This window comes from Corynebacterium sp. HMSC06D04 (genome assembly GCF_001807315.1).
GTDB classification, from domain to species: domain Bacteria; phylum Actinomycetota; class Actinomycetes; order Mycobacteriales; family Mycobacteriaceae; genus Corynebacterium; species Corynebacterium simulans.
This window is the reverse complement of record NZ_KV788547.1, coordinates 117,531-135,346: the sequence shown is the minus strand read 5'-3', so window position 1 is coordinate 135,346 and position 17,816 is coordinate 117,531. Positions and strand designations below refer to the sequence as shown.

The 17,816-nt window shown below is 57.6% G+C and carries 13 protein-coding genes and 3 pseudogenes; 5 read left to right on the top strand and 11 right to left on the bottom strand.

All coding sequences use genetic code 11. The features are described 5' to 3' along the window. Nucleotides 1-49: 49 nt before the first annotated feature. The 5 genes and pseudogenes from HMPREF3155_RS06455 to HMPREF3155_RS06435 all read right to left on the bottom strand — a co-directional run bounded on the left by HMPREF3155_RS06455 (nucleotide 50) and on the right by HMPREF3155_RS06435 (nucleotide 6,264). Nucleotides 50-1,006, bottom strand: a complete 957-nt coding sequence (locus tag HMPREF3155_RS06455) for a hypothetical protein (RefSeq protein WP_062035205.1) — start codon at nucleotides 1,004-1,006, stop codon at nucleotides 50-52. After that, complete coding sequence (locus HMPREF3155_RS06450; RefSeq protein ID WP_070432880.1) at nucleotides 954-2,747, bottom strand: GmrSD restriction endonuclease domain-containing protein; 1,794 nt, start codon at nucleotides 2,745-2,747, stop codon at nucleotides 954-956. Before HMPREF3155_RS06450 ends, HMPREF3155_RS06455 begins: the two co-directional genes overlap by 53 nt. 98 nt (nucleotides 2,748-2,845) lie before the next feature. Next, nucleotides 2,846-3,859, bottom strand: coding sequence for a ketol-acid reductoisomerase (gene ilvC / locus HMPREF3155_RS06445; protein ID WP_070432879.1), 1,014 nt, complete (start codon nucleotides 3,857-3,859; stop codon nucleotides 2,846-2,848). Nucleotides 3,860-3,950: 91 nt separating this feature from the next. After that, nucleotides 3,951-4,474, bottom strand: a pseudogene (ilvN, locus tag HMPREF3155_RS06440) (acetolactate synthase small subunit). Then, nucleotides 4,471-6,264, bottom strand: a pseudogene (locus HMPREF3155_RS06435) (acetolactate synthase large subunit). Before HMPREF3155_RS06435 ends, ilvN begins: the two co-directional pseudogenes overlap by 4 nt. Nucleotides 6,265-6,679: 415 nt before the next feature. Here HMPREF3155_RS06435 and HMPREF3155_RS06430 point away from each other — a divergent pair. The 3 genes from HMPREF3155_RS06430 (at nucleotide 6,680) to HMPREF3155_RS06420 (ending at nucleotide 10,471) form a co-directional block, all read left to right on the top strand. Further along, nucleotides 6,680-7,249: a PH domain-containing protein gene (locus HMPREF3155_RS06430; protein WP_070432878.1), complete on the top strand. Its 570-nt coding sequence runs from the start codon at nucleotides 6,680-6,682 to the stop codon at nucleotides 7,247-7,249. Between the two features lie 20 nt (nucleotides 7,250-7,269). Then, nucleotides 7,270-9,123 carry a dihydroxy-acid dehydratase gene (ilvD, locus tag HMPREF3155_RS06425; RefSeq protein ID WP_070432877.1) on the top strand — a complete coding sequence of 618 codons (1,854 nt, stop codon included), beginning with the start codon at nucleotides 7,270-7,272 and terminating at the stop codon, nucleotides 9,121-9,123. Between the two features lie 79 nt (nucleotides 9,124-9,202). Then, nucleotides 9,203-10,471 (top strand): glycosyltransferase family 87 protein, encoded by a 1,269-nt coding sequence (locus tag HMPREF3155_RS06420; RefSeq protein WP_070432876.1) that lies wholly within the window; start codon nucleotides 9,203-9,205, stop codon nucleotides 10,469-10,471. Here the strand turns inward: HMPREF3155_RS06420 and HMPREF3155_RS06415 are convergent. The 3 genes from HMPREF3155_RS06415 to HMPREF3155_RS06405 all read right to left on the bottom strand — a co-directional run bounded on the left by HMPREF3155_RS06415 (nucleotide 10,426) and on the right by HMPREF3155_RS06405 (nucleotide 12,246). Beyond that, entirely contained in the window at nucleotides 10,426-10,746 is a 321-nt protein-coding gene (locus HMPREF3155_RS06415) for a transcriptional regulator (protein WP_070432875.1), read from the bottom strand. The two genes, HMPREF3155_RS06420 and HMPREF3155_RS06415, sit on opposite strands and share 46 nt — an antisense overlap. Further along, nucleotides 10,739-11,194, bottom strand: coding sequence for a hypothetical protein (locus HMPREF3155_RS06410; protein WP_070432874.1), 456 nt, complete (start codon nucleotides 11,192-11,194; stop codon nucleotides 10,739-10,741). Before HMPREF3155_RS06410 ends, HMPREF3155_RS06415 begins: the two co-directional genes overlap by 8 nt. A 98-nt stretch (nucleotides 11,195-11,292) precedes the next feature. Beyond that, complete coding sequence (locus tag HMPREF3155_RS06405; protein WP_070432873.1) at nucleotides 11,293-12,246, bottom strand: DoxX family protein; 954 nt, start codon at nucleotides 12,244-12,246, stop codon at nucleotides 11,293-11,295. Between the two features lie 176 nt (nucleotides 12,247-12,422). On the opposite strand from HMPREF3155_RS06405, the gene HMPREF3155_RS06400 reads away from it, so the two are divergent. Continuing rightward, complete coding sequence (locus tag HMPREF3155_RS06400; RefSeq protein WP_070432872.1) at nucleotides 12,423-13,514, top strand: glutathione S-transferase family protein; 1,092 nt, start codon at nucleotides 12,423-12,425, stop codon at nucleotides 13,512-13,514. Here HMPREF3155_RS06400 and HMPREF3155_RS06395 read toward each other — a convergent pair. Continuing rightward, nucleotides 13,468-14,350: pseudogene (locus HMPREF3155_RS06395) on the bottom strand (LysR family transcriptional regulator ArgP). The gene HMPREF3155_RS06400 and the pseudogene HMPREF3155_RS06395 overlap by 47 nt on opposite strands. 70 nt (nucleotides 14,351-14,420) lie before the next feature. On the opposite strand from HMPREF3155_RS06395, the gene HMPREF3155_RS06390 reads away from it, so the two are divergent. Beyond that, nucleotides 14,421-15,086 (top strand): LysE/ArgO family amino acid transporter, encoded by a 666-nt coding sequence (locus HMPREF3155_RS06390; RefSeq protein WP_070432871.1) that lies wholly within the window; start codon nucleotides 14,421-14,423, stop codon nucleotides 15,084-15,086. Between the two features lie 9 nt (nucleotides 15,087-15,095). On the opposite strand, the gene HMPREF3155_RS06385 is transcribed toward HMPREF3155_RS06390, so the two are convergent. Both HMPREF3155_RS06385 and HMPREF3155_RS06380 read right to left on the bottom strand, forming a co-directional pair. Continuing rightward, nucleotides 15,096-16,544: a YkvI family membrane protein gene (locus HMPREF3155_RS06385; RefSeq protein WP_061922096.1), complete on the bottom strand. Its 1,449-nt coding sequence runs from the start codon at nucleotides 16,542-16,544 to the stop codon at nucleotides 15,096-15,098. Between the two features lie 166 nt (nucleotides 16,545-16,710). After that, nucleotides 16,711-17,763 carry an NAD(P)-dependent alcohol dehydrogenase gene (locus HMPREF3155_RS06380; RefSeq protein ID WP_070432870.1) on the bottom strand — a complete coding sequence of 351 codons (1,053 nt, stop codon included), beginning with the start codon at nucleotides 17,761-17,763 and terminating at the stop codon, nucleotides 16,711-16,713. Nucleotides 17,764-17,816 lie beyond the last annotated feature (53 nt).

Genomic DNA, 17,816 nt, shown 5'->3' with positions numbered 1-17,816 from the left:
TGTGTTGGGCAAACGCATGAACCATGCGCATGTTGCAAGGAAGTGTAGTTTATTCTTGCCAGCCTTGAGCGATTTTCTCGCTAAATTCTTTCGGTTGACCGAATTCGGGGCCGAGGGCCACTACCGGCCCGTTTTCGAGACCGATAACCATGGCCGCACCTACCTTGGTTGCCGTGGGATCCGGGTCCGGCATCAGCAGAATGCTGCCGCCATATGCGTTGGCGTTGGCAACATTGACCAGCGGAGTCTGCGCCGTGGCAACGATGTTCGGCGCCATCTGCCCGTCCCTGCGGGTCTGGCCAGGAATAGCCGGCATCTTCTCGTGGGTAATCTCCTGCGGCAGCGGCTGCCATGCCGCCTTCAACTCGAAGCGGTCGTTTGCATCCAGTCTCGCTACTTCCTCGACCATGCGTGCAGGATCCGCGATCACCTTCGAGGTAAATGAATAGGCTGTGTATTCTCCCAGCGCCTTAGTGTTTCCCGGGTCATGGACAAATTGATGCTCGTGCTCATGGCCCGGATGGAAAGTATCGGCGAAGGGAACATCACCCACCGTAACCACGAGCCCAGCTCCGATGTCGTCAACCAAGCGTAGAATCTCGCTGCGGTTGGAATCGTCGTAGACCACCATCGGCGCACGTTGCGCGATGGCAATTGAAGCCGAACGCAGTTTTGCCGCGTCGGAATTTTCCGCCACGAACAAGGTATGCGACTTATTAAAGAAAAGTCGCGCTGATTCGATGCCCCATTCGTCCTGGACCACCGTCACTTTGTCGACGAACTTCGGGTCGATAAGTCGGTTCGTGTTCTCCGCATGCGCGCGGGTTAGATCGATGTCCTCGTCAGCCATTCTCGCCAACGCAGGCGTGACAAGCTTTTCCCCACGCCCGATGTCAGAGCATGCATAAAGCGTGGGAAGCATCAGCGCGGTTAACGACGCCGCGAGGACCTTCTTAACGCCCAAAAGCTCGCGGGCCTTCCTCGCCGCCAGAGAGGTTGGCTTCATCAACGTCGCGGATTACCTCCTTGTCGAGCGCATATTCAACGATGCCGACGAAGCGTTCACGTCGATCCACGAAGAATTGCTCGGCCTTGGTCGAACGGAAAAGGTCGATGTTGAGCTCGTGCGAGGAAAGTACGGCGTCGAACTCGGCATCTTCCATGATCGACTTGGACTGTACACGCGGCAGGTAGCGCTCCGGCGCATAGCCATCCAGGACCACCTCGGTGCGCTTGCCCATCGGTGTGCGGTTCAAAACGGAGTTAGCAAGAACGTCACTGATCCCATGGCGCTTGCACCAGTTCAGCGGGAAGACCGGATAAAAGCCCGGCTTCAGCTCCTCGAAAGTCTTGCGGCTAAATTCGGTACCCGTGCGCCAATCGCGTGCACCGCGAGCCATGAGCAGTGCATAGAGACCATGCCAGACTCCGTCGTGCTCGCCCACCGAAAGCAGGCGGGACTCGCGGAAGGAAGCATCTTTCACGGTCTTCGGCATCTCCTCGGTATCGCCAGCAACCCAGGCGGTGACCTCGTCGACGTCGCGTGCCGCGCGCAGCATAACTGCTGAGGAGCCATAAAGCTCACCAAATACGCCACTCCAGAACCAACGGTTTAAACGGTCCCAGGACTTCTTATCCGCCAAGACGCCACGACGACCGGCCAAGCGAGCCAGAATTACGGCCAACGGAATGATCTGCTCGTTATAAGGCACCTGCTCCAGGCTCAAGATGCAGCGATCCGCCAAGAACTCTGCGACCTCGCGGAAGGTGATGCGCAATGTTGCCGAGGCATTCTTATACTCGTCCAGTGACAGCTGCAGGATATCCTCACGCTGCCCGCCGGCTGCTCCCTTCTGCCCGGAAACATATAGCGAGACCGCAGAAAGGAACTCTGTGCGCCCGATTCCGTCAAGCGCCGCGCACTTGCGCAGATCGGCCTCGACCAGCGCCCAATCATCCGCCAAATGGAACTTTGGATCCTCAGAGGCAAAGACTGCGGTGAGCAAATCGAATACGTCCATCTGTAGGCCAGCGGAGTTTGCCTGCGCAAAGATTGAGCCGATGCCCGCCTGCGCTGTCTCGCGGGAAAGACGAATCATCGGAACGTTATAGCCAGAAAGCGGACGCAGGATGCGGTTGTTAAAGGCCGCGACAACCTCTCGGTTGATGCCGTCGCCGACTGCAGCCAGCTCGAAGAGCATGCTGGTGCCCTCTTCGCTCAGCAGCGCCGATACCGGAATGCAGCAAGCACCTAGCGCAGATTCACGGTCCACGATGGCGCCTTCGATAGCCGGCGCAAAGTGGGAGCAAACCTCACCGCGCTCATCGACGGCGAAGACCGCTTCATCCGGCATAACTTCATGCGAGATGGCCTTGCGCAAGTCCAAGTAGAAGGTGCGGGTTACCTTCTTCGAACGGAAGTCGGTAGTGGCAACCGAGCCGTTGCCGCGGAAGCAATGATAGAGCGTGGTCAGACGCTGTTGACCATCCAACAATAAAAGTCCCGGGTTGACGCCGGTATCGGGAGCGCCCGCAAGCGCCCGGGGCTGGAAGCGCATCGTTTCGTTGCGCGTATCCAGCGCCATGAGCGCGCCTATGGGATATCCACGTAACACCGTGACGATGAGGGAACGGATGCGATCCTCGTCCCAGGAATATGAGCGCTGAAAGTCCGGAAGCTGAATATCGCCGCGGTCAATGCGTGCGAAGAGGTCGTTGAGGTCGTAGCTTGGCGTCGTAAAACCCATAACTTTGACAGTACCCTCGCTCACACGGCATTGCCCGTCCAGAAATATATCTCACATATTCGCAATCATTCAGACATCAAAGCCACACCGATGGTGTTCTAGAACCCGCTCTGCGTCGGCGTCTGCACCCAGCTCATGAGCTCACGCAGCTTCACGCCGGTCTCCTCCACCGGGTGCTGGGCAACCTTGGCACGCATATCTTCCAGTTCCTTGTTGCCGCCTTCAACGTTCGCGACCAAGCGTCGCACAAAGGTGCCGTTCTGAATGTCAGTCAGCACATCCTTCATGCGCGCCTTCACGGAAGCGTCGATGATGCGAGGACCCGCCAGGTAACCGCCAAACTCGGCCGTATCAGAAATAGAGTGATTCATGGCGCTCAGGCCACCTTCGTAAATGAGGTCCACGATGAGCTTGATCTCGTGCAAGACTTCAAAGTAAGCCATTTCCGGCTCGTAGCCCGCCTCAGTCAGCGTCTCGAAGCCATACATAATTAACTGCTCGAGGGAGCCACACAGAACCGCCTGCTCGCCGAAGAGATCGGTTTCGGTCTCTGCCTTAAACGTCGTTGGAATGACGCCGGCACGAGCACCACCAATAGCGGCAGCGTAGGAAAGCGTCAGATCGCGGCCTTCCCCACGCGGGTCCTGCTGCGTTGCAATCAAGCAAGGCACGCCCTTGCCGTCGATAAACTGGCGGCGCACCAGATGACCCGGCCCTTTCGGCGCAACCATGCCGACCGTGATGGACGCATCCGGCTTGATGAGACCGAAGTGAATATTGAGTCCGTGGCCGAAGAAGATCGCGTTGCCAGGCTCCAGGTTGGGTGCAATATCCTCGGCAAAAATCTGCGCTTGCGAGGTATCCGGAGCAAGCAGCATGACGATGTCGGCCCACTGCGCAGCCTCAGCGTTACTCATAACCTGGAAGCCAGCTTCTTCTGCCTGCTCTCGGGATGCAGACTCCCCGCGCAGGCCGATAGCAACCTCCACGCCGGAGTCGCGCAGGTTCTGCGCATGCGCATGGCCTTGAGAGCCATAACCAATGACGGCAACTTTTCGATTCTGGATAATGGACAGGTCAGCGTCGGCTTCGTAAAAAGTCTCGATTGCCATTTCTTTAATTCCTTACTGTGTCAATGGTGGGTGTGGAACCTAAGTCCACTTGTACCACACTGTGAGATTGAATGTTCGTGTTGTGAGATTCTTAATTGGAAGGGGCTAGAGTCTTAGGCCCGCGCCCCAGCGCCACGTGACCAGACTGCGCTAGTTCCCGGATGCCAAACGGCTCCAAGACGTCGAGCAATGCTCGTAGCTTACCTGGCGTACCGGTTGCCTCGATGACAACCGACTCTTGCGCGACGTCGACTATGCGGGCCCTAAAAATATTCACCGCATCCACAACCTGCGGGCGGTTCGTGTTGTCAGCATTGACCTTCACCAGCATGATCGCGCGGGCGATGCTTGCCTCTTCTTCCAGCTCCACTACCTTGAGAACCGGCACGATCTTATTCAGCTGCTTGGTCACCTGCTCGATAACGACGTCGCAGGCATCAACCACGATGGTAAGCCGGTTTATCCCCTCCACTTCGGTGCGCGCCGAGACGAGGGACACTAAGCTGTAGCCGCGCCTGGTGAACATACCGGTCACGCGCGAGACTATTCCCTCAATGTCCTGACCAATACCGACAGGGTATGGCGAGTAACTTCATTCGTTGCTACCTGACTCACTTTTCTTCCCCGGCTTTCTCAAACAATGGGCGCAGTCCCCGCGCGTATTCAATTTGTTCATTGGATGCGCCACCGCCAATCATGGGCCACACTTGCGCATCGTGCCCCACGATGAAGTCGATGACCACCGGCCGGTCAGTTATCTCCCGCGCCCTGCGTATGGCAGGTGCCATCTCTTCCGGAGTGGTCACCCGAATCGCTTCGCATCCAAGAGCCTTGGCCAGTTGGACAAAATCCGGCAGATACTCGTCAGGCTCGCGCAGCTTGGTGTGCGAGTAGTTCCGGTCATAGAAAAGGGTCTACCATTGGCGCACCATACCCAGGTTGCCGTTGTTAATGACGGCCACCTTAAACGGCAGCCCCTCGATGGCGGCAGTGACCAATTCCTGGTTGGTCATCTGAAAGCATCCATCACCATCAATTGCCCACACCTCTTTATCTGGACAGGCAGCCTTTGCCCCCAACGCCGCAGGGACGGAATAGCCCATCGTTCCCGCGCCACCAGAATTCAGCCACGTGCGCGGATGCTCAAAGTCAATAAACTGAGCCGACCACATCTGATGCTGACCAACTCCCGAGCAGTAAATGGCTTCAGGTCCAACAAGCTCGCTGAGTTGCTCAATCACATATTGCGGATTCATCAACCCATCCGGGGTCGGCTCGTAGCCACGCGGGAATTGCTCTCGCAGCCCCACCAGATAGGTCATCCACTCCCCAATCTCGGGCACGGCTAATTGATCGTCCCGAACGAAAGCCTTCCGCAACTGGATCAGCACCCCTTTGGCATCGCCAACGATGGGTACCTCGGCCGCACGAATCTTGCCTATTTCGGCTGGATCAATATCAGCGTGGATCACCTGCGCACGCGGAGCAAAGGTTGCCACTTCTCCCGTAACTCGATCATCAAAGCGCGCACCGACCGCTATCAGAAGATCCGCTCGTTGCAGGGCGGCAACCGCAGATACAGTTCCGTGCATACCGGGCATACCGAAAAATTGCGGATGTGTAGACGGGAATGCTCCCAAGGCCATGAGGGTAGTAACCACGGGGATACCAGTAAGCTCCGCAAACTCCCTTAGCTCCTGCGCAGCATTAGCCTTGATTACGCCACCGCCGACGTACAGCACCGGCGCCTTCGCCGAAGCAATCAGCTGGGCGGCCTGCGCAATCTGCCGCGGGTGTGGAATGGTGTTGGGCTTGTATCCTGGCAGATCAATTTCCGGCGGAAACTTGTACGCCACCCGCGCATTTTGCACGTCCTTAGGGATATCAACCAGCACCGGACCAGGCCGACCTGTGGACGCCAAATGAAAGGCCGCAGCAATGGCAGTGGGGATCTCCTGCGGATCGGTGACGATGAAGTTGTGCTTGGTAATCGGCATCGTCACGCCCCTGATATCCGCTTCCTGAAAGGCGTCGGTGCCAAGGAGCCCAGTGCCCACCTGCCCCGTAATGGCCACCACCGGCACGGAGTCAAGGTTGGCGTCGGCAAGCGGCGTCACCAAGTTGGTCGCCCCAGGGCCAGAGGTTGCGATCATGACGCCCACCTTCCCTGAAGCTTGCGCGTATCCCTCAGCGGCATGACCCGCACCCTGTTCATGACGCGTGAGCACGTGCCGCAGCTTCGCAGAACGGTTCAACGCATCGTAGAGTGGCAGAACTGCGCCGCCTGGGATGCCAAAAACGATCTCAGTACCAAGATCCTCTAGGGTCCGAACAATGGTCTCAGCGCCGCTTAGCGTTTCCGGCTTCCCCTGCATTGCAGAAGCTACCGTTGCCGGTGTCGGCATTTTTGTAGTCGCCACTTCTAAAGCGCTCCTTTTACTTGGTCTCGGTATTTACTTTGCGTTTTCTCCCCAATGGGTGGCGAGGAGTCCGTAAGCTTTCGGCGCCCAGGGTGCGGCGGCGAGGCTTACAAGCTGACCAGAAATAACAAAAGCCCTCGTTCCAACTGCCTGGTAGGTAGTTGACGAGGGCGTTTGCTTTTCGACGTCGCTAAAGAAGTTGCTCGGCGACTCGATGCGACAAACGCCGCGCCGGTACTACTAGCTGAAGTCGAATAATGATCATGGCAATTACTATACACATACAGGTATTCAGGATGCGGCAGATACCCCCATTTTTGGGATGTGCGTCCCATAAGTTGGGATTTTTCTGGTGAGGCGGTTTACACAGCGCTGTCCATGTGAATTAGCATAGGCAGCTATGACGCCATCTCACCCACGGAAAGCTGACTCCGCATCTACCGCGGACGCCCAGGCCACCCATGCCCAGGCAAAGGTATTCACACCCGCCCGCGACCACATCTTAGGAATTATCTTCCTCTCCGCCATCGCTCTGCTCAGCATCGGTTGGGCCCCAAAATACCTGGGATGGCTGCTCATCATCCCCATCCTCGGAATCTGGTGGGTTCTCAAGTCTCGCACCCGCGTGAGCGAAAAAGGCATCGCCATTAGCTACGCGTTCAAAGGCTCCAAGACCATCCCCTGGGAAGAGTTCTCTGGTATCGGCTTCCAGCGTGCACGCGCCTTTGCGCGCACGAAGTCGGGCAAGCAGCACTCCCTTCCCGGCATAACCTTCAATTCTCTACCTGAGCTTTCTAAGGCCTCGCGTGGCCGCATTCCCGACGCCCTGACTGCCGGGCGCGAGGCGGCCGACGAGAAAGTCGTGGTAGTCCACCGCGACGGCCAACAAGTCTTGATGAGCAAAGAAGAGTATGCCCGCCATCTAGCAAAGCACCCGGAGCTCAAGAAAGACGCTGGTCGCACTAATTAAGTAAGGATGACCCACTCCCCATGTATCCGCTGCGCTCTAAAGTTACAACCGTAGGCAGGCAAGCCTCTGGCGCCAGAGCGCTCTGGCGCGCAACCGGCACCCAAGAACATGAGTTCGGCAAACCCATCGTGGCGATCGCAAACTCCTATACACAGTTTGTGCCCGGACACGTTCACCTTAAAAACGTCGGCGACATCGTAGCGGATGCAATCCGCGCCACTGGTGGCGTGCCCAAGGAATTCAACACCATCGCAGTTGATGACGGCATCGCCATGGGCCACGGAGGCATGCTCTACTCCCTGCCTTCGCGCGAGATCATCTCCGATTCCATCGAGTACATGGCCAACGCGCATACTGCCGACGCCTTGGTATGCATCTCCAATTGCGACAAAATCACCCCGGGCATGCTCAATGCCGCGCTTCGTCTCAATATCCCCACCATCTTCGTCTCCGGTGGCCCGATGGAGGCAGGCAAAGCAGTCGTCGTCGATGGCATTGCGCACGCACCGACGGATCTCATCACCGCCATCACCGCCTCGGCATCCGAGGCAGTATCAGACTCCGACCTACGTACCATCGAGGAATCCGCGTGCCCGACGTGCGGCTCGTGCTCTGGCATGTTCACCGCCAACTCGATGAATTGCCTTACCGAGGCTTTGGGTCTCGCGTTGCCCGGAAATGGCACCACTCTGGCAACCCACACCGCGCGCAAGGAGCTCTTTACAAAGGCAGGCACCACCATCGTCGACATGTGTCACCGCTATTACGGTGAAGAGGACGATTCCGTGCTGCCGCGCGCCATCGCAACGAAGGAAGCCTTTAGCAACGCCATGGCACTCGACATGGCCATGGGCGGGTCCACCAACACCATCCTCCACACCTTGGCCGCAGCGCAGGAGGGCGAGGTGGACTTCACTTTGGAGGACATCAACGAGATCTCCTACCGCGTACCGTGCCTGTCCAAGGTCGCGCCTAACGGCACCTACCACATCGAGGACGTACACCGCGCCGGCGGCATCCCCGCCATCCTTGGTGAGCTGCGTCGCGCTGGCCACTTGAACCTCAAGGTCCACACCGCGCTCTACGACAACGCTGAACAGTGGTTGGACGACTGGGACATCCGTAACGACAAGGCTCTGGACAAGGCCCGCGAGCTCTTCTACGCCGCACCGGGTGGCGTGCGCACCACCCAGCCTTTCTCCCAATCCAACCGCTGGGAGTCGCTGGATACCGACCAAGCCAATGGCTGCGTCCATGATGCAGAGCACGCTTACTCCTCCGACGGCGGCCTCGTGGTCCTACGCGGCAACCTCGCTCCGAATGGCGCCATCGTCAAAGCTGCTGGTGTCGAGGAAGAGCTGTGGAAGTTCTCCGGCCCGGCCCGCGTGGTGGAGTCCCAGGAGGAGGCCGTCTCCATCATCTTGAAGCGCGAGGTGCAGGCGGGCGACGTCATCGTCATCCGTTACGAGGGCCCGGCCGGCGGCCCCGGCATGCAGGAGATGCTGCACCCAACGTCCTTCCTCAAGGGCTCGGGTCTCGGCAAGGCATGCGCGCTGATTACCGACGGTCGTTTTTCTGGCGGCACCTCCGGACTCTCCATCGGGCACATCTCCCCGGAGGCCGCGCACGGTGGACTCATCGGCTTGGTCGAAGATGGCGATCAGATTTCCATCGACGTCCACGCGCGCAAGCTCACCCTGGACATTGATGAGGCGGAAATTGAGCGCCGTCGCCAAGCGCAGCTGTCCCGCGAAAAGCCCTGGACGCCTATCTCCCGCAATCGCCCCGTCACCAAGGCACTGCGCGCCTACGCGGCGATGGCCACCTCGGCCGACCGCGGCGCAGTCCGCGTGGTCGATGGACACGTGAATTAGCCCAAATCATCACACTAACTTCGCCCATGCGCCACGTCCTACGCAGCGCATGGGCGAAAGTGTCCTATTGTGGATTCCGATGAAATCCGCGAATACTACGACTGCATCGGCGGCCAAATGGGCGCTGACCCTCTTTGGACTAATTGCCGGAACCATTGGAATGGTCATGCACACGCGTATGACCGACTTCCCCATCGACATGGTGATCTACCGCGAAGGCGTCAAGGCATACATCGAGGGACGTTCGCTTTACTCCGAGCCAATGATGGCCGGTGATATTGCGCTGCCTTTTATCTACCCACCTTTCGGCGCGCTCGCGATGGTACCGCTTACTGCGCCCGACTGGATCACCCACGATCTAGCCGGCGACATCATGAACGTCCTGTCAGACCTGCTGCTTCTGGTCTGCCTCTATTTTGTATTCCGCGCGATTTTAAAGCGTCAAGACCTGTTGCTTCCCGTCGTTGCGCTGTGTTGGGCGACTGCCCTGGCATTTGAGCCGATTCGCCTCAACAATGGCTTTGCCCAGGTCAACATCGTGGTGATGGCATTGGTTGTCCTCGATCTGGTACCCCGTAAGCGTTTTCTGCCGCAGGGCATCCTCATCGGATTGGCTGCCGCCATCAAGATTACCCCGCTGGCGATGCTCCTTTATTTCTTGCTGCGCAAAGAACTGAAGCCGATCTTCGTTGCGATCGGCACAGCAACCGCGGCCACCCTCATCGCCGGCGCAGTGCGCTGGCAGGCCTTCGAGGAGTTTTTCACCTCAAAGCTGCTCGACATGGGCTCCGGCGCGGATTTCGGCGTGGCCACGGATTATCAGTCCAATAGCTCGCTCAAGGCGGTGGTCCAGCGCCTTTATACTTCCACGGAAGCAATGGAAAACAACAGCACCCTGATCAATCTCATCTGGTTGGTCGGCTCCCTCGCGGTAGTTGTGATTGGCTCACGCCTTATCCTGGCTCTTTTGAAACGCAACATGCTTGTCGACGCCCAGTTGGTCACCGCCCTCGTCATGCTGCTGATTTCCCCCGTCTCGTGGTCACACCACTGGGTCTGGCTGGCGCTTATCATCCCGGTCTTTACCTACCGCGCATGGACTTGGCGCAACCACACCTGGGTTGCGGGCTTTCTCCTCGCAGTAATGACGGCGTGGATCGCCATGGTTGTATCCGTCCCGCCGAAATGGTGGTTCGGCGATTCCATCGACGTTCACAGCCAGCCCTACTATCAGAAGTTCTTGGTCGACGACTTCGTCTGGCTCACCTTCATCGCAGTAGCGCTCTTTGCCTACTGCCTGCGCTACGTTGCGGCCTCGCCTGCCATCTCGCGCAGAGCCGCCAAATGATTTGCAAAGGCCTCACGGCCTTCGGCAGTCAGCATCACCCACACGGTGTCCTTCGACCGTGAGGAACCATATTCTCTAAAGCGGCTGACCAACCCTGCCTCCTCTAGCGTATTCAACTGCTTGGACAGCGTGGCGTCGGAAAGCCCCGTCTCATCACGCAGAGAGGAAAAGCGCATCTCCATGCGCATCGTGACATCCGCCGCGCCATAAGCATTGAGCGTGGCGCAAATTTTGAAGCGGTTAATCGGGTGAATCACCGGATGAAGCTCAGGCATTGCCCACTGCTCGCTTCTGCAAATCCAGCGCACCGCTTTGCAGTGCCCAAAAAGCTCCGCACGCCCAGGCCGCGGCCACAACGACCACCGCAACGACATTGCCCTTAATGAACGGGTTGAAAAGCATCGGGCTTAGCATAATGAACACGCCCAACATATAGCGCCTATCCGCCTTGGGCTGGTTGAGGGGATCTTGGCGCAGAGCGGGGCGCGTCTTCTTTTTACGCTCCACAACAATCGCAATGGCGCATATTACAACCAAAAAGACCACTAAAAAGGCTGCCAAGGGCGCTCCTTTGGGGAGAAGATTCATCGCGACGATCGAACCGGCTCCAAAAATCGCAATCAGAAAATATAGAAAAGTTTGTTTGCGGCTCGCCCGCGCGTTTACCTGCGTCTCGAAGTTCAAAGCTTCGAGAACGTCATCGGAGTTCTGCTTGTTTTCCATATAAGAAACTATGACACTTTCCACTATGGAAATCAAGGGGATCTAAAAAAATCCGCCAGCCCAATGCGAGCCAGCGGATTCCTAAACTAAAGAGCGATTTAGGCCAGCGGATTAACGGCGGCGCCGAACCACCACAGCGCTACCAGCACGGCGATGCCGATGACCACGAAGATCCACGAGGTAGCTAGTGGGCGACGCGCCCAAGAACGTTTTGCGTCGAAGGAGATAAAGCCCGGGCCAGTAAACTGCAGTGCCACCGCAATAACGAACAGCACCAGCGACAGCCAGACGGAATCCGGCCAGTTGAAAATGTCCAGGCCAGCACCGGAGGCGGCCAGCTCGTGCAGCGCCATAAAGCCGGTAACGACGAGGCCAATCATTGCCGCAAAAGGAGTCACTAGGCCGAGCAGCAAGAAGGCGCCAGCGATAAGCTGCATCGTCGGAACCGCGATAGCCAGCGGGGATGCGAAAGCGTAATCAGCAAAGTCCGTTTCCAGGCCGGAAAGCCCTTCGCCGCCACCGAGCTTGAAGAAGGTGGTTGCACCGGCGATAAGCAAGTAAGCGCTCAGCGCGATACGCACGAAAAGCAGACCAAAGTCAATGGTTCCGCGGCGACCATACTCGCGGTAGCCATCACGGCGTACCTGCTCGTCTTCGTTGGTCTCGACAGCAGTCTCATCCACCGATTCTTCATCCTCATCGAGGTCAGCCGCGCTAGTCGGCATCGCAGCGGTAGCAAAGTCCTCGTCACCGTAGACAGGTTCCGGCACCTCTTCTACCTTCTCCACCTTCTCCGTCTTTGGGTCCTCCGCACGCAGCGTCTCAAACTGCCGGGTTTCAGTAGCCTCTTCCTCAGCCTCTTCCTCCCCGAGGGCCGTCTCTGGCACAGTCTGCGCATTCGGCTTAATTTCCTGCGGCTCAGCGCGGCCGGCACGCTTAAACAAGCGGGACCGGGTGGGCTTTTCTTCAGCCTTCGCGTCGGCGTTATAGGTCGGGATATCGAGATCGTCGTCGAAGCTCGTTGCTTTATCGGGTACGTTCTTATCGCTCATACTTCAAACTTAGGGCAGCACCCAGCGCAAATGTTGCACATCACACGGCGCGGCGCGGGCTAGCCATAGATTTTTATCGACGCCTTGGCCACTTCCATTTAAAGGATGTACCATCGAGAAATAAACTTTGTTGACACGTATACAAAACTGCGCAGACCACTGGAGGGCCACTCGAAATGAGCACCAATTCAAAAGCCGACTGGGCCGGCGACGCTAAAAATGCCTCACCCGACGGCGAATTTATCCGCGATACCAACTACATCGAAGACAGGATCTCCGGCCGGGTAAGCGAGGTGACCGCCCAAGAAAACGGCACCTTCCGCTGGCCACTAGAGTCCGGACGATACCGCCTGATTGCCGCCCGCGCCTGCCCATGGGCACACCGCGCCGTTATCACCCGCCGCCTCATGGGGCTGGAAGACGCCATCTCCTTGGGCCTGGCCGGCCCCACCCATGACATCCGCTCCTGGACCTTCGACCTTGATCCGGGCGAAGTAGATCCGGTCCTCGGCATCGCGCGCCTTCAGGAGGCATACTTCAACCGCTACCCCGACTACCCACGTGGAATCACGGTCCCTGCGCTCGTCGAAGAGTCAACGAAGCGCGTAGTCACCAATGACTATTCTTCCATGGTGCGCGACTTCATCAAGGAGTGGATGCCATTCCAGCGCGCCAGTGCGCCGAATCTTTACCCTGACGAGCACGCTGCCGAAATTGAAGAGCTAAACGACTATATCTTCCACAACATCAACAACGGCGTGTACCGTTGCGGTTTCGCCAGCTCCCAGGATGCCTACGAAAAGACATACGCAGACCTCTGGGAGGCGCTCGATTGGGTTGAAAAGCGCTTGGGCACCCAGCGTTACATGGTCGGTGACCACATCACCGAGACCGATATCCGCCTTTTCGTCACGCTGATCCGATTTGATCCCGTCTACTACTCCCATTTCAAGTGCTCGCGGGCCAAGATGGCGGAAATGCCCAACATCCGCGGCTACCTGCAGGAGCTCTTCCAGCTTCCGGGCTTCGGTGATACCACCGACTTCACTGAGATCAAGCAGCACTATTTCATGGTCCACACCGAGATCAACCCCACCAAGATTGTCCCGGTTGGCCCCAATATGGACTGGCTCATGCAGCCACATGACCGCGGGCGATTTAGCGGTCAGCCTTTTGCTGCAGGCACCCAGCTTCCAGGACCACTCCCTGCTGGCGAGGAGATTAAGAATCCTGAGCCCTTCCAGCGCCAACTTGCCGCAAAACACTAGAGGCAGCAATCACTGTCTCGGTGAGATGCTCGAGCATCTCTGACTCCAGGCGCCAGCGCTGCCAGTAGAGATCGATGTCCATCGGCTTATCATCCAAGACCTTTAGCTCCCCGGCGTCGATAAGCGGCCGCGCCTGCAGCTCACTGACTAGGCCCCACCCCAAGCCGTAACGCACAGCGTCGAGATAGCCCTCGGAAGAAGGAATCTGTGAGACCCGCGCGGATGACATGCGAATCAATAAATCGCTCCCGCATCGCATCGTCCAAAATCTGATCATTGGGGCCATATCCCACCAGCGGCATTGTCTCCCATGACTCAAACCCTTCAGCCAGGTTCGGGGCCGCCACCGCGAAATAACGCAGCGAACCCAAGTAGGTCGACTCGCAGCCGGAGACCGGCGCATGCTCGCGGGTGATCGCACCCAGCACGTCGCCGCGATGCAGCATGGCCAGGCTGCGCGCTTCATCTTCAATGCGGATGCGCAGCGCCACCTCGCCGCGCTTGGCGACGTCGCGCACCACCTGCTTGAACCACGTGGCCAAGGAATCAGAATTGACCGCTACGGTAAGCGGCACGCGAGCTAGCCGGGCCTGCAGACGGGCGTCTGTCTCCGCCTGCAACAACGCCATGCGCCGGGCCGACTGCAGCAAAATCTCCCCCGCCTCGGTTGCCGTAACAGGCGTGGAGCGATGCAGAAGAATACGGCCCGTCTTCTGCTCAAGCGCCTTGATGCGCTGACTAACCGCCGAAGGAGTGATTCCCAACACTGCGGCCGCAACTTCAAAGCTGCCCTCTTCTAAAATCACCAGCAAAGTTTCCAAATGCACCGGGTTCATGAAGCTATTCTAAATCAGCTTTAGAATCATTAACTAGACTTCAGAACACTGCTCAGGCACACTAAGTCTCATGTCAATTCTGCTCGCAGGCTTCCTTCTCGGTCTATCTCTGATCATCGCCATTGGCCCCCAAAATGCGTACATCATCAAGATGGGTGTTAAACGCGATCACATTAGCGCCATCATCCTCGCCTGCTTGCTTAGCGACGTCATCCTGATCAATGCCGGTGTCGGCGGCATGGGCGTCCTCGTGGAAAAGTTCCCTACCGGCCTAGTCATCATGAAGTACCTAGGTGCGGCCTATCTGCTTTACTTTGGCTTTAGCTGCTTCCGCGATGCCTTCAAGAAGGAACAAGAGGCACTCGTCGTCGAAAGCACTCAGCCCACGGTGCAGCCACGGCCAGTCCACGGCTCTACTGCCGTCATAACCAAACCCCGCCTTAAGTCACGCACCTGGCTAAAACCCGTTATGGGAGCGATGGCACTGACCTGGCTCAACCCCCTGGCATACGTTGACGTATTGGTCATGCTTGGCGGCATTGCACAGCAATATGGCCAGCAGCGCTGGCTTTTTGCCGCCGGCGCGCTGCTGGCCAGTGCCGTGTGGTTCCCCACCCTGGGCTATGGAGCATTCAAGCTTTCGCCTGTGCTTGCAAAGCCCATCACATGGCGTTATGTGAACTTCGCTATCGGTTGCGTGATGATGGTTCTGACAGCGAAGCTACTTCTTCATTAGCGAGTATTTTTACTTGCTGTTTGGCGTGAAGGGCTTGGCCTCGCCAGATTCGGCAGGAAGCTCCTCGTCCTCTTCTGGGTCACCGGTAGCGCCGGTTTCCTCAATCCACGCCTTGATTTCTTCTTCAGAGCGGTCAGTCTCGACTGCATCGCGCTCGGTGTAGTAGGTCGCTTCGTTGCGGTTCTCTTCCCACTCGTCCTTATCGAAGTCGACCTCCTCGTCACCGTCTAGACTCTCTGCAACTTCGGTCGCCAGATCCTCGTACAGTGTCTCGTCCTCCATGTTGGAGTCAACGATGTGTTGGCCGATTTCGTCATCGTAACGAGCAGCGTCGTATTCCTTATCTGGGTGCAGCTTCAGGTGCATCAGGGCACGGATACGCTCGCGGCGCATGCCCTCATCCCGGATCTGGCCAAGGGAACGCAGCCACGCAACGGCCAAGATGACCACCAGAATGAAGCCAATGTAACCCAGAACCGGGTAAACGTACTGCATCAGAGTCTTGAAGCCGGCGAAAGAAACCGCAAAGCCTGCCAGGCAGCCCGCCAGGAAGATCGGACGGTAACGGTCTTCATGGCCAGCGGACAGACGCTTGCCCAGCGCGTAGAACATGCCGATAGCGGTATTGAAGATCATCAGGTAGATGATAATTGCCATGATGACGCCCAGTACTGGGTGGATGGAGTCAACCAAGGTCAGCATCGGAATGTCAGAGTCACCGAGCATATCGGTGTTCATCAGCAGCGTAAAGCCTGCGATTCCCATCAGGACCGCATAGAGAGAGCCGCCGACAACGCCGCCCCAGCCTGCTTCGCGCGGGCTGATGTTATCGCCACCGATAACCAGGGACATGGACACCGCGAGAATCAGAGCTAGGCCGTTGTAGTTGAGCGCTGAAACCAACCAGTTGGAGATCGGAGACTCGATCTCAGCAGAAGCTGCGATAGCGGCACCCGGATCAGCGGGCATGTTCATCAACGTGTAGATGCCAACGCCCAAAACCGCGATGATGATGGTTGGCGTGAGCATACCGATGACCTGCGAGACCTTGTTGACGTCGAGCATGCCCACACCCATGACCATGACGAGCATGAGCAGTGAGCCCACCCAAGCCGACCAGCCGAACTGCTGCTCTAGGTTGGAACCTGCGCCTGCCAACATCACGAAGCCGACCGCAAACAAGGTCAAGATAACGGCCACATCGAGGCACTTGGAAACGATTGGGTGGGTGACCTCACGGAATACCTGGTTGTGCTCTGAGGCATGGAAGTAGCTACCCAACTGCAGGAAGACTGTGCCGGCCAGCGTCATTACGATGCCAGCAACGATGATTCCCCACACGCCAGATAGGCCAAAGGACGTGAAGTACTGCACGACTTCCTGGCCGGTTGCAAAGCCGGCACCGACGAGCAGTCCCACGAAGGACAAAGAAATGGACAGAATATTTTTGGTAGACACGTGTGTCTGATTGCCTTACTTATTAGACGATTTAATAAACGATAGCCTCGATCAAGAGTACGCAAGCCTAGCCCGCAAATCACAAACGCCCGAGCGCCAATCCTTTAAAACCTGAAAACTAGGCTCGATAGAAAAGCGCCCGGACCTGTGGAAACCCGAGAAGTATTTAGTTATTAAACGATTCGGTATCAATTACGAATCGGAACTTGACGTCACCTTCGACCACGCGAGCGTAAGCTGCGTCAACCTCGTCTACATCCACCTTCTCGATGACTGCACCCAAACCATGCTCCGCACAGAAGTCGAGCATCTCCTGAGTCTCGGCGATGCCGCCGATATTGTTGCCCGTGAGGACCTTACCGCCGCCAACAATTCGGCTGAGCTTCAGCGACATTGCCTCCGGAGGCAGGCCAACCACGGACATAGTGCCGCGTGGCTTCAGCAGCCCAAGGTAGCCCTCAAGATCGTACTGCGCCGAAATCGTGGAGAGGATGAAATCGAACTCACCACGGTGGTTCTTGAAGAAGTCCTCTTCCTCAGAGGTTGCGAGCGTGCGGTGTGCGCCAAGCTTCTTCGCTTCCTCCGCCTTGCGTGAGGTACGGGAGAGCACGGTGACGTCTGCGCCCTTTGCCGCAGCAATCTGGACGCCCATGTGGCCCAGGCCGCCGAGACCGACGATGGCTACTTTATCCCCCTCCTGGACGTTCCAACGCGCTAGGGGTGAGTAGGTGGTGATACCTGCACACAGCAGCGGTGCGGCAACGTCGAAGTCGAGTCCGTCTGGAATGCGCAGAACAAAATTCTCGTTAACAACGACCTTTTGCGCGTAGCCACCCTGCGTGATGGTCCCGTCGACGTCTTTAGAGTTATAGGTGCCAACGTTGCCGTTCAAGCAGTTCTGCTCCATAGCGGCCTGGCACTGCTCGCACTCTCCGCAGGAGTTGACGAGGCAGCCGACGCCGACGCGGTCACCAACCTTGAACTGGGTGACGTTCTCGCCCACCGCGGAGACAACTCCGGCGATCTCGTGACCGACGGTCAGCGGGAAATGAGCCTCTCCCCACTCATTACGAATGGTGTGGATATCAGAGTGGCAGATACCCGCGGCCTTGATGTCGATAACTACATCATCCTCGCGCGGGTCGCGGCGCTCGATTTCCACGACCTTGAATGGTGCATCGGGAGAGGTCTTCTGAAGTGCTTTAGTCTTAATTGGCATGAGAACCACCCTACGCCTGTTTTCATTACCGGCGCCTAATGAAAATGGCTCCC

Bases quoted from the DNA above. Each gene is read 5' to 3' on its own strand.
- HMPREF3155_RS06405 (WP_070432873.1), bottom strand. From the start codon at position 12,246: ATGAGCGATAAGAACGTACCCGATAAAGCAACGAGCTTCGACGACGAT.
- HMPREF3155_RS06390 (WP_070432871.1), top strand. From the start codon at position 14,421: ATGTCAATTCTGCTCGCAGGCTTCCTTCTCGGTCTATCTCTGATCATC.
- HMPREF3155_RS06380 (WP_070432870.1), bottom strand. From the start codon at position 17,763: ATGCCAATTAAGACTAAAGCACTTCAGAAGACCTCTCCCGATGCACCA.
- HMPREF3155_RS06410 (WP_070432874.1), bottom strand. From the start codon at position 11,194: ATGGAAAACAAGCAGAACTCCGATGACGTTCTCGAAGCTTTGAACTTC.
- HMPREF3155_RS06415 (WP_070432875.1), bottom strand. From the start codon at position 10,746: ATGCCTGAGCTTCATCCGGTGATTCACCCGATTAACCGCTTCAAAATT.
- HMPREF3155_RS06400 (WP_070432872.1), top strand. From the start codon at position 12,423: ATGAGCACCAATTCAAAAGCCGACTGGGCCGGCGACGCTAAAAATGCC.
- ilvC (WP_070432879.1), bottom strand. From the start codon at position 3,859: ATGGCAATCGAGACTTTTTACGAAGCCGACGCTGACCTGTCCATTATC.
- HMPREF3155_RS06420 (WP_070432876.1), top strand. From the start codon at position 9,203: ATGAAATCCGCGAATACTACGACTGCATCGGCGGCCAAATGGGCGCTG.
- HMPREF3155_RS06455 (WP_062035205.1), bottom strand. From the start codon at position 1,006: ATGAAGCCAACCTCTCTGGCGGCGAGGAAGGCCCGCGAGCTTTTGGGC.
- ilvD (WP_070432877.1), top strand. From the start codon at position 7,270: ATGTATCCGCTGCGCTCTAAAGTTACAACCGTAGGCAGGCAAGCCTCT.
- HMPREF3155_RS06430 (WP_070432878.1), top strand. From the start codon at position 6,680: ATGACGCCATCTCACCCACGGAAAGCTGACTCCGCATCTACCGCGGAC.
- HMPREF3155_RS06450 (WP_070432880.1), bottom strand. From the start codon at position 2,747: ATGGGTTTTACGACGCCAAGCTACGACCTCAACGACCTCTTCGCACGC.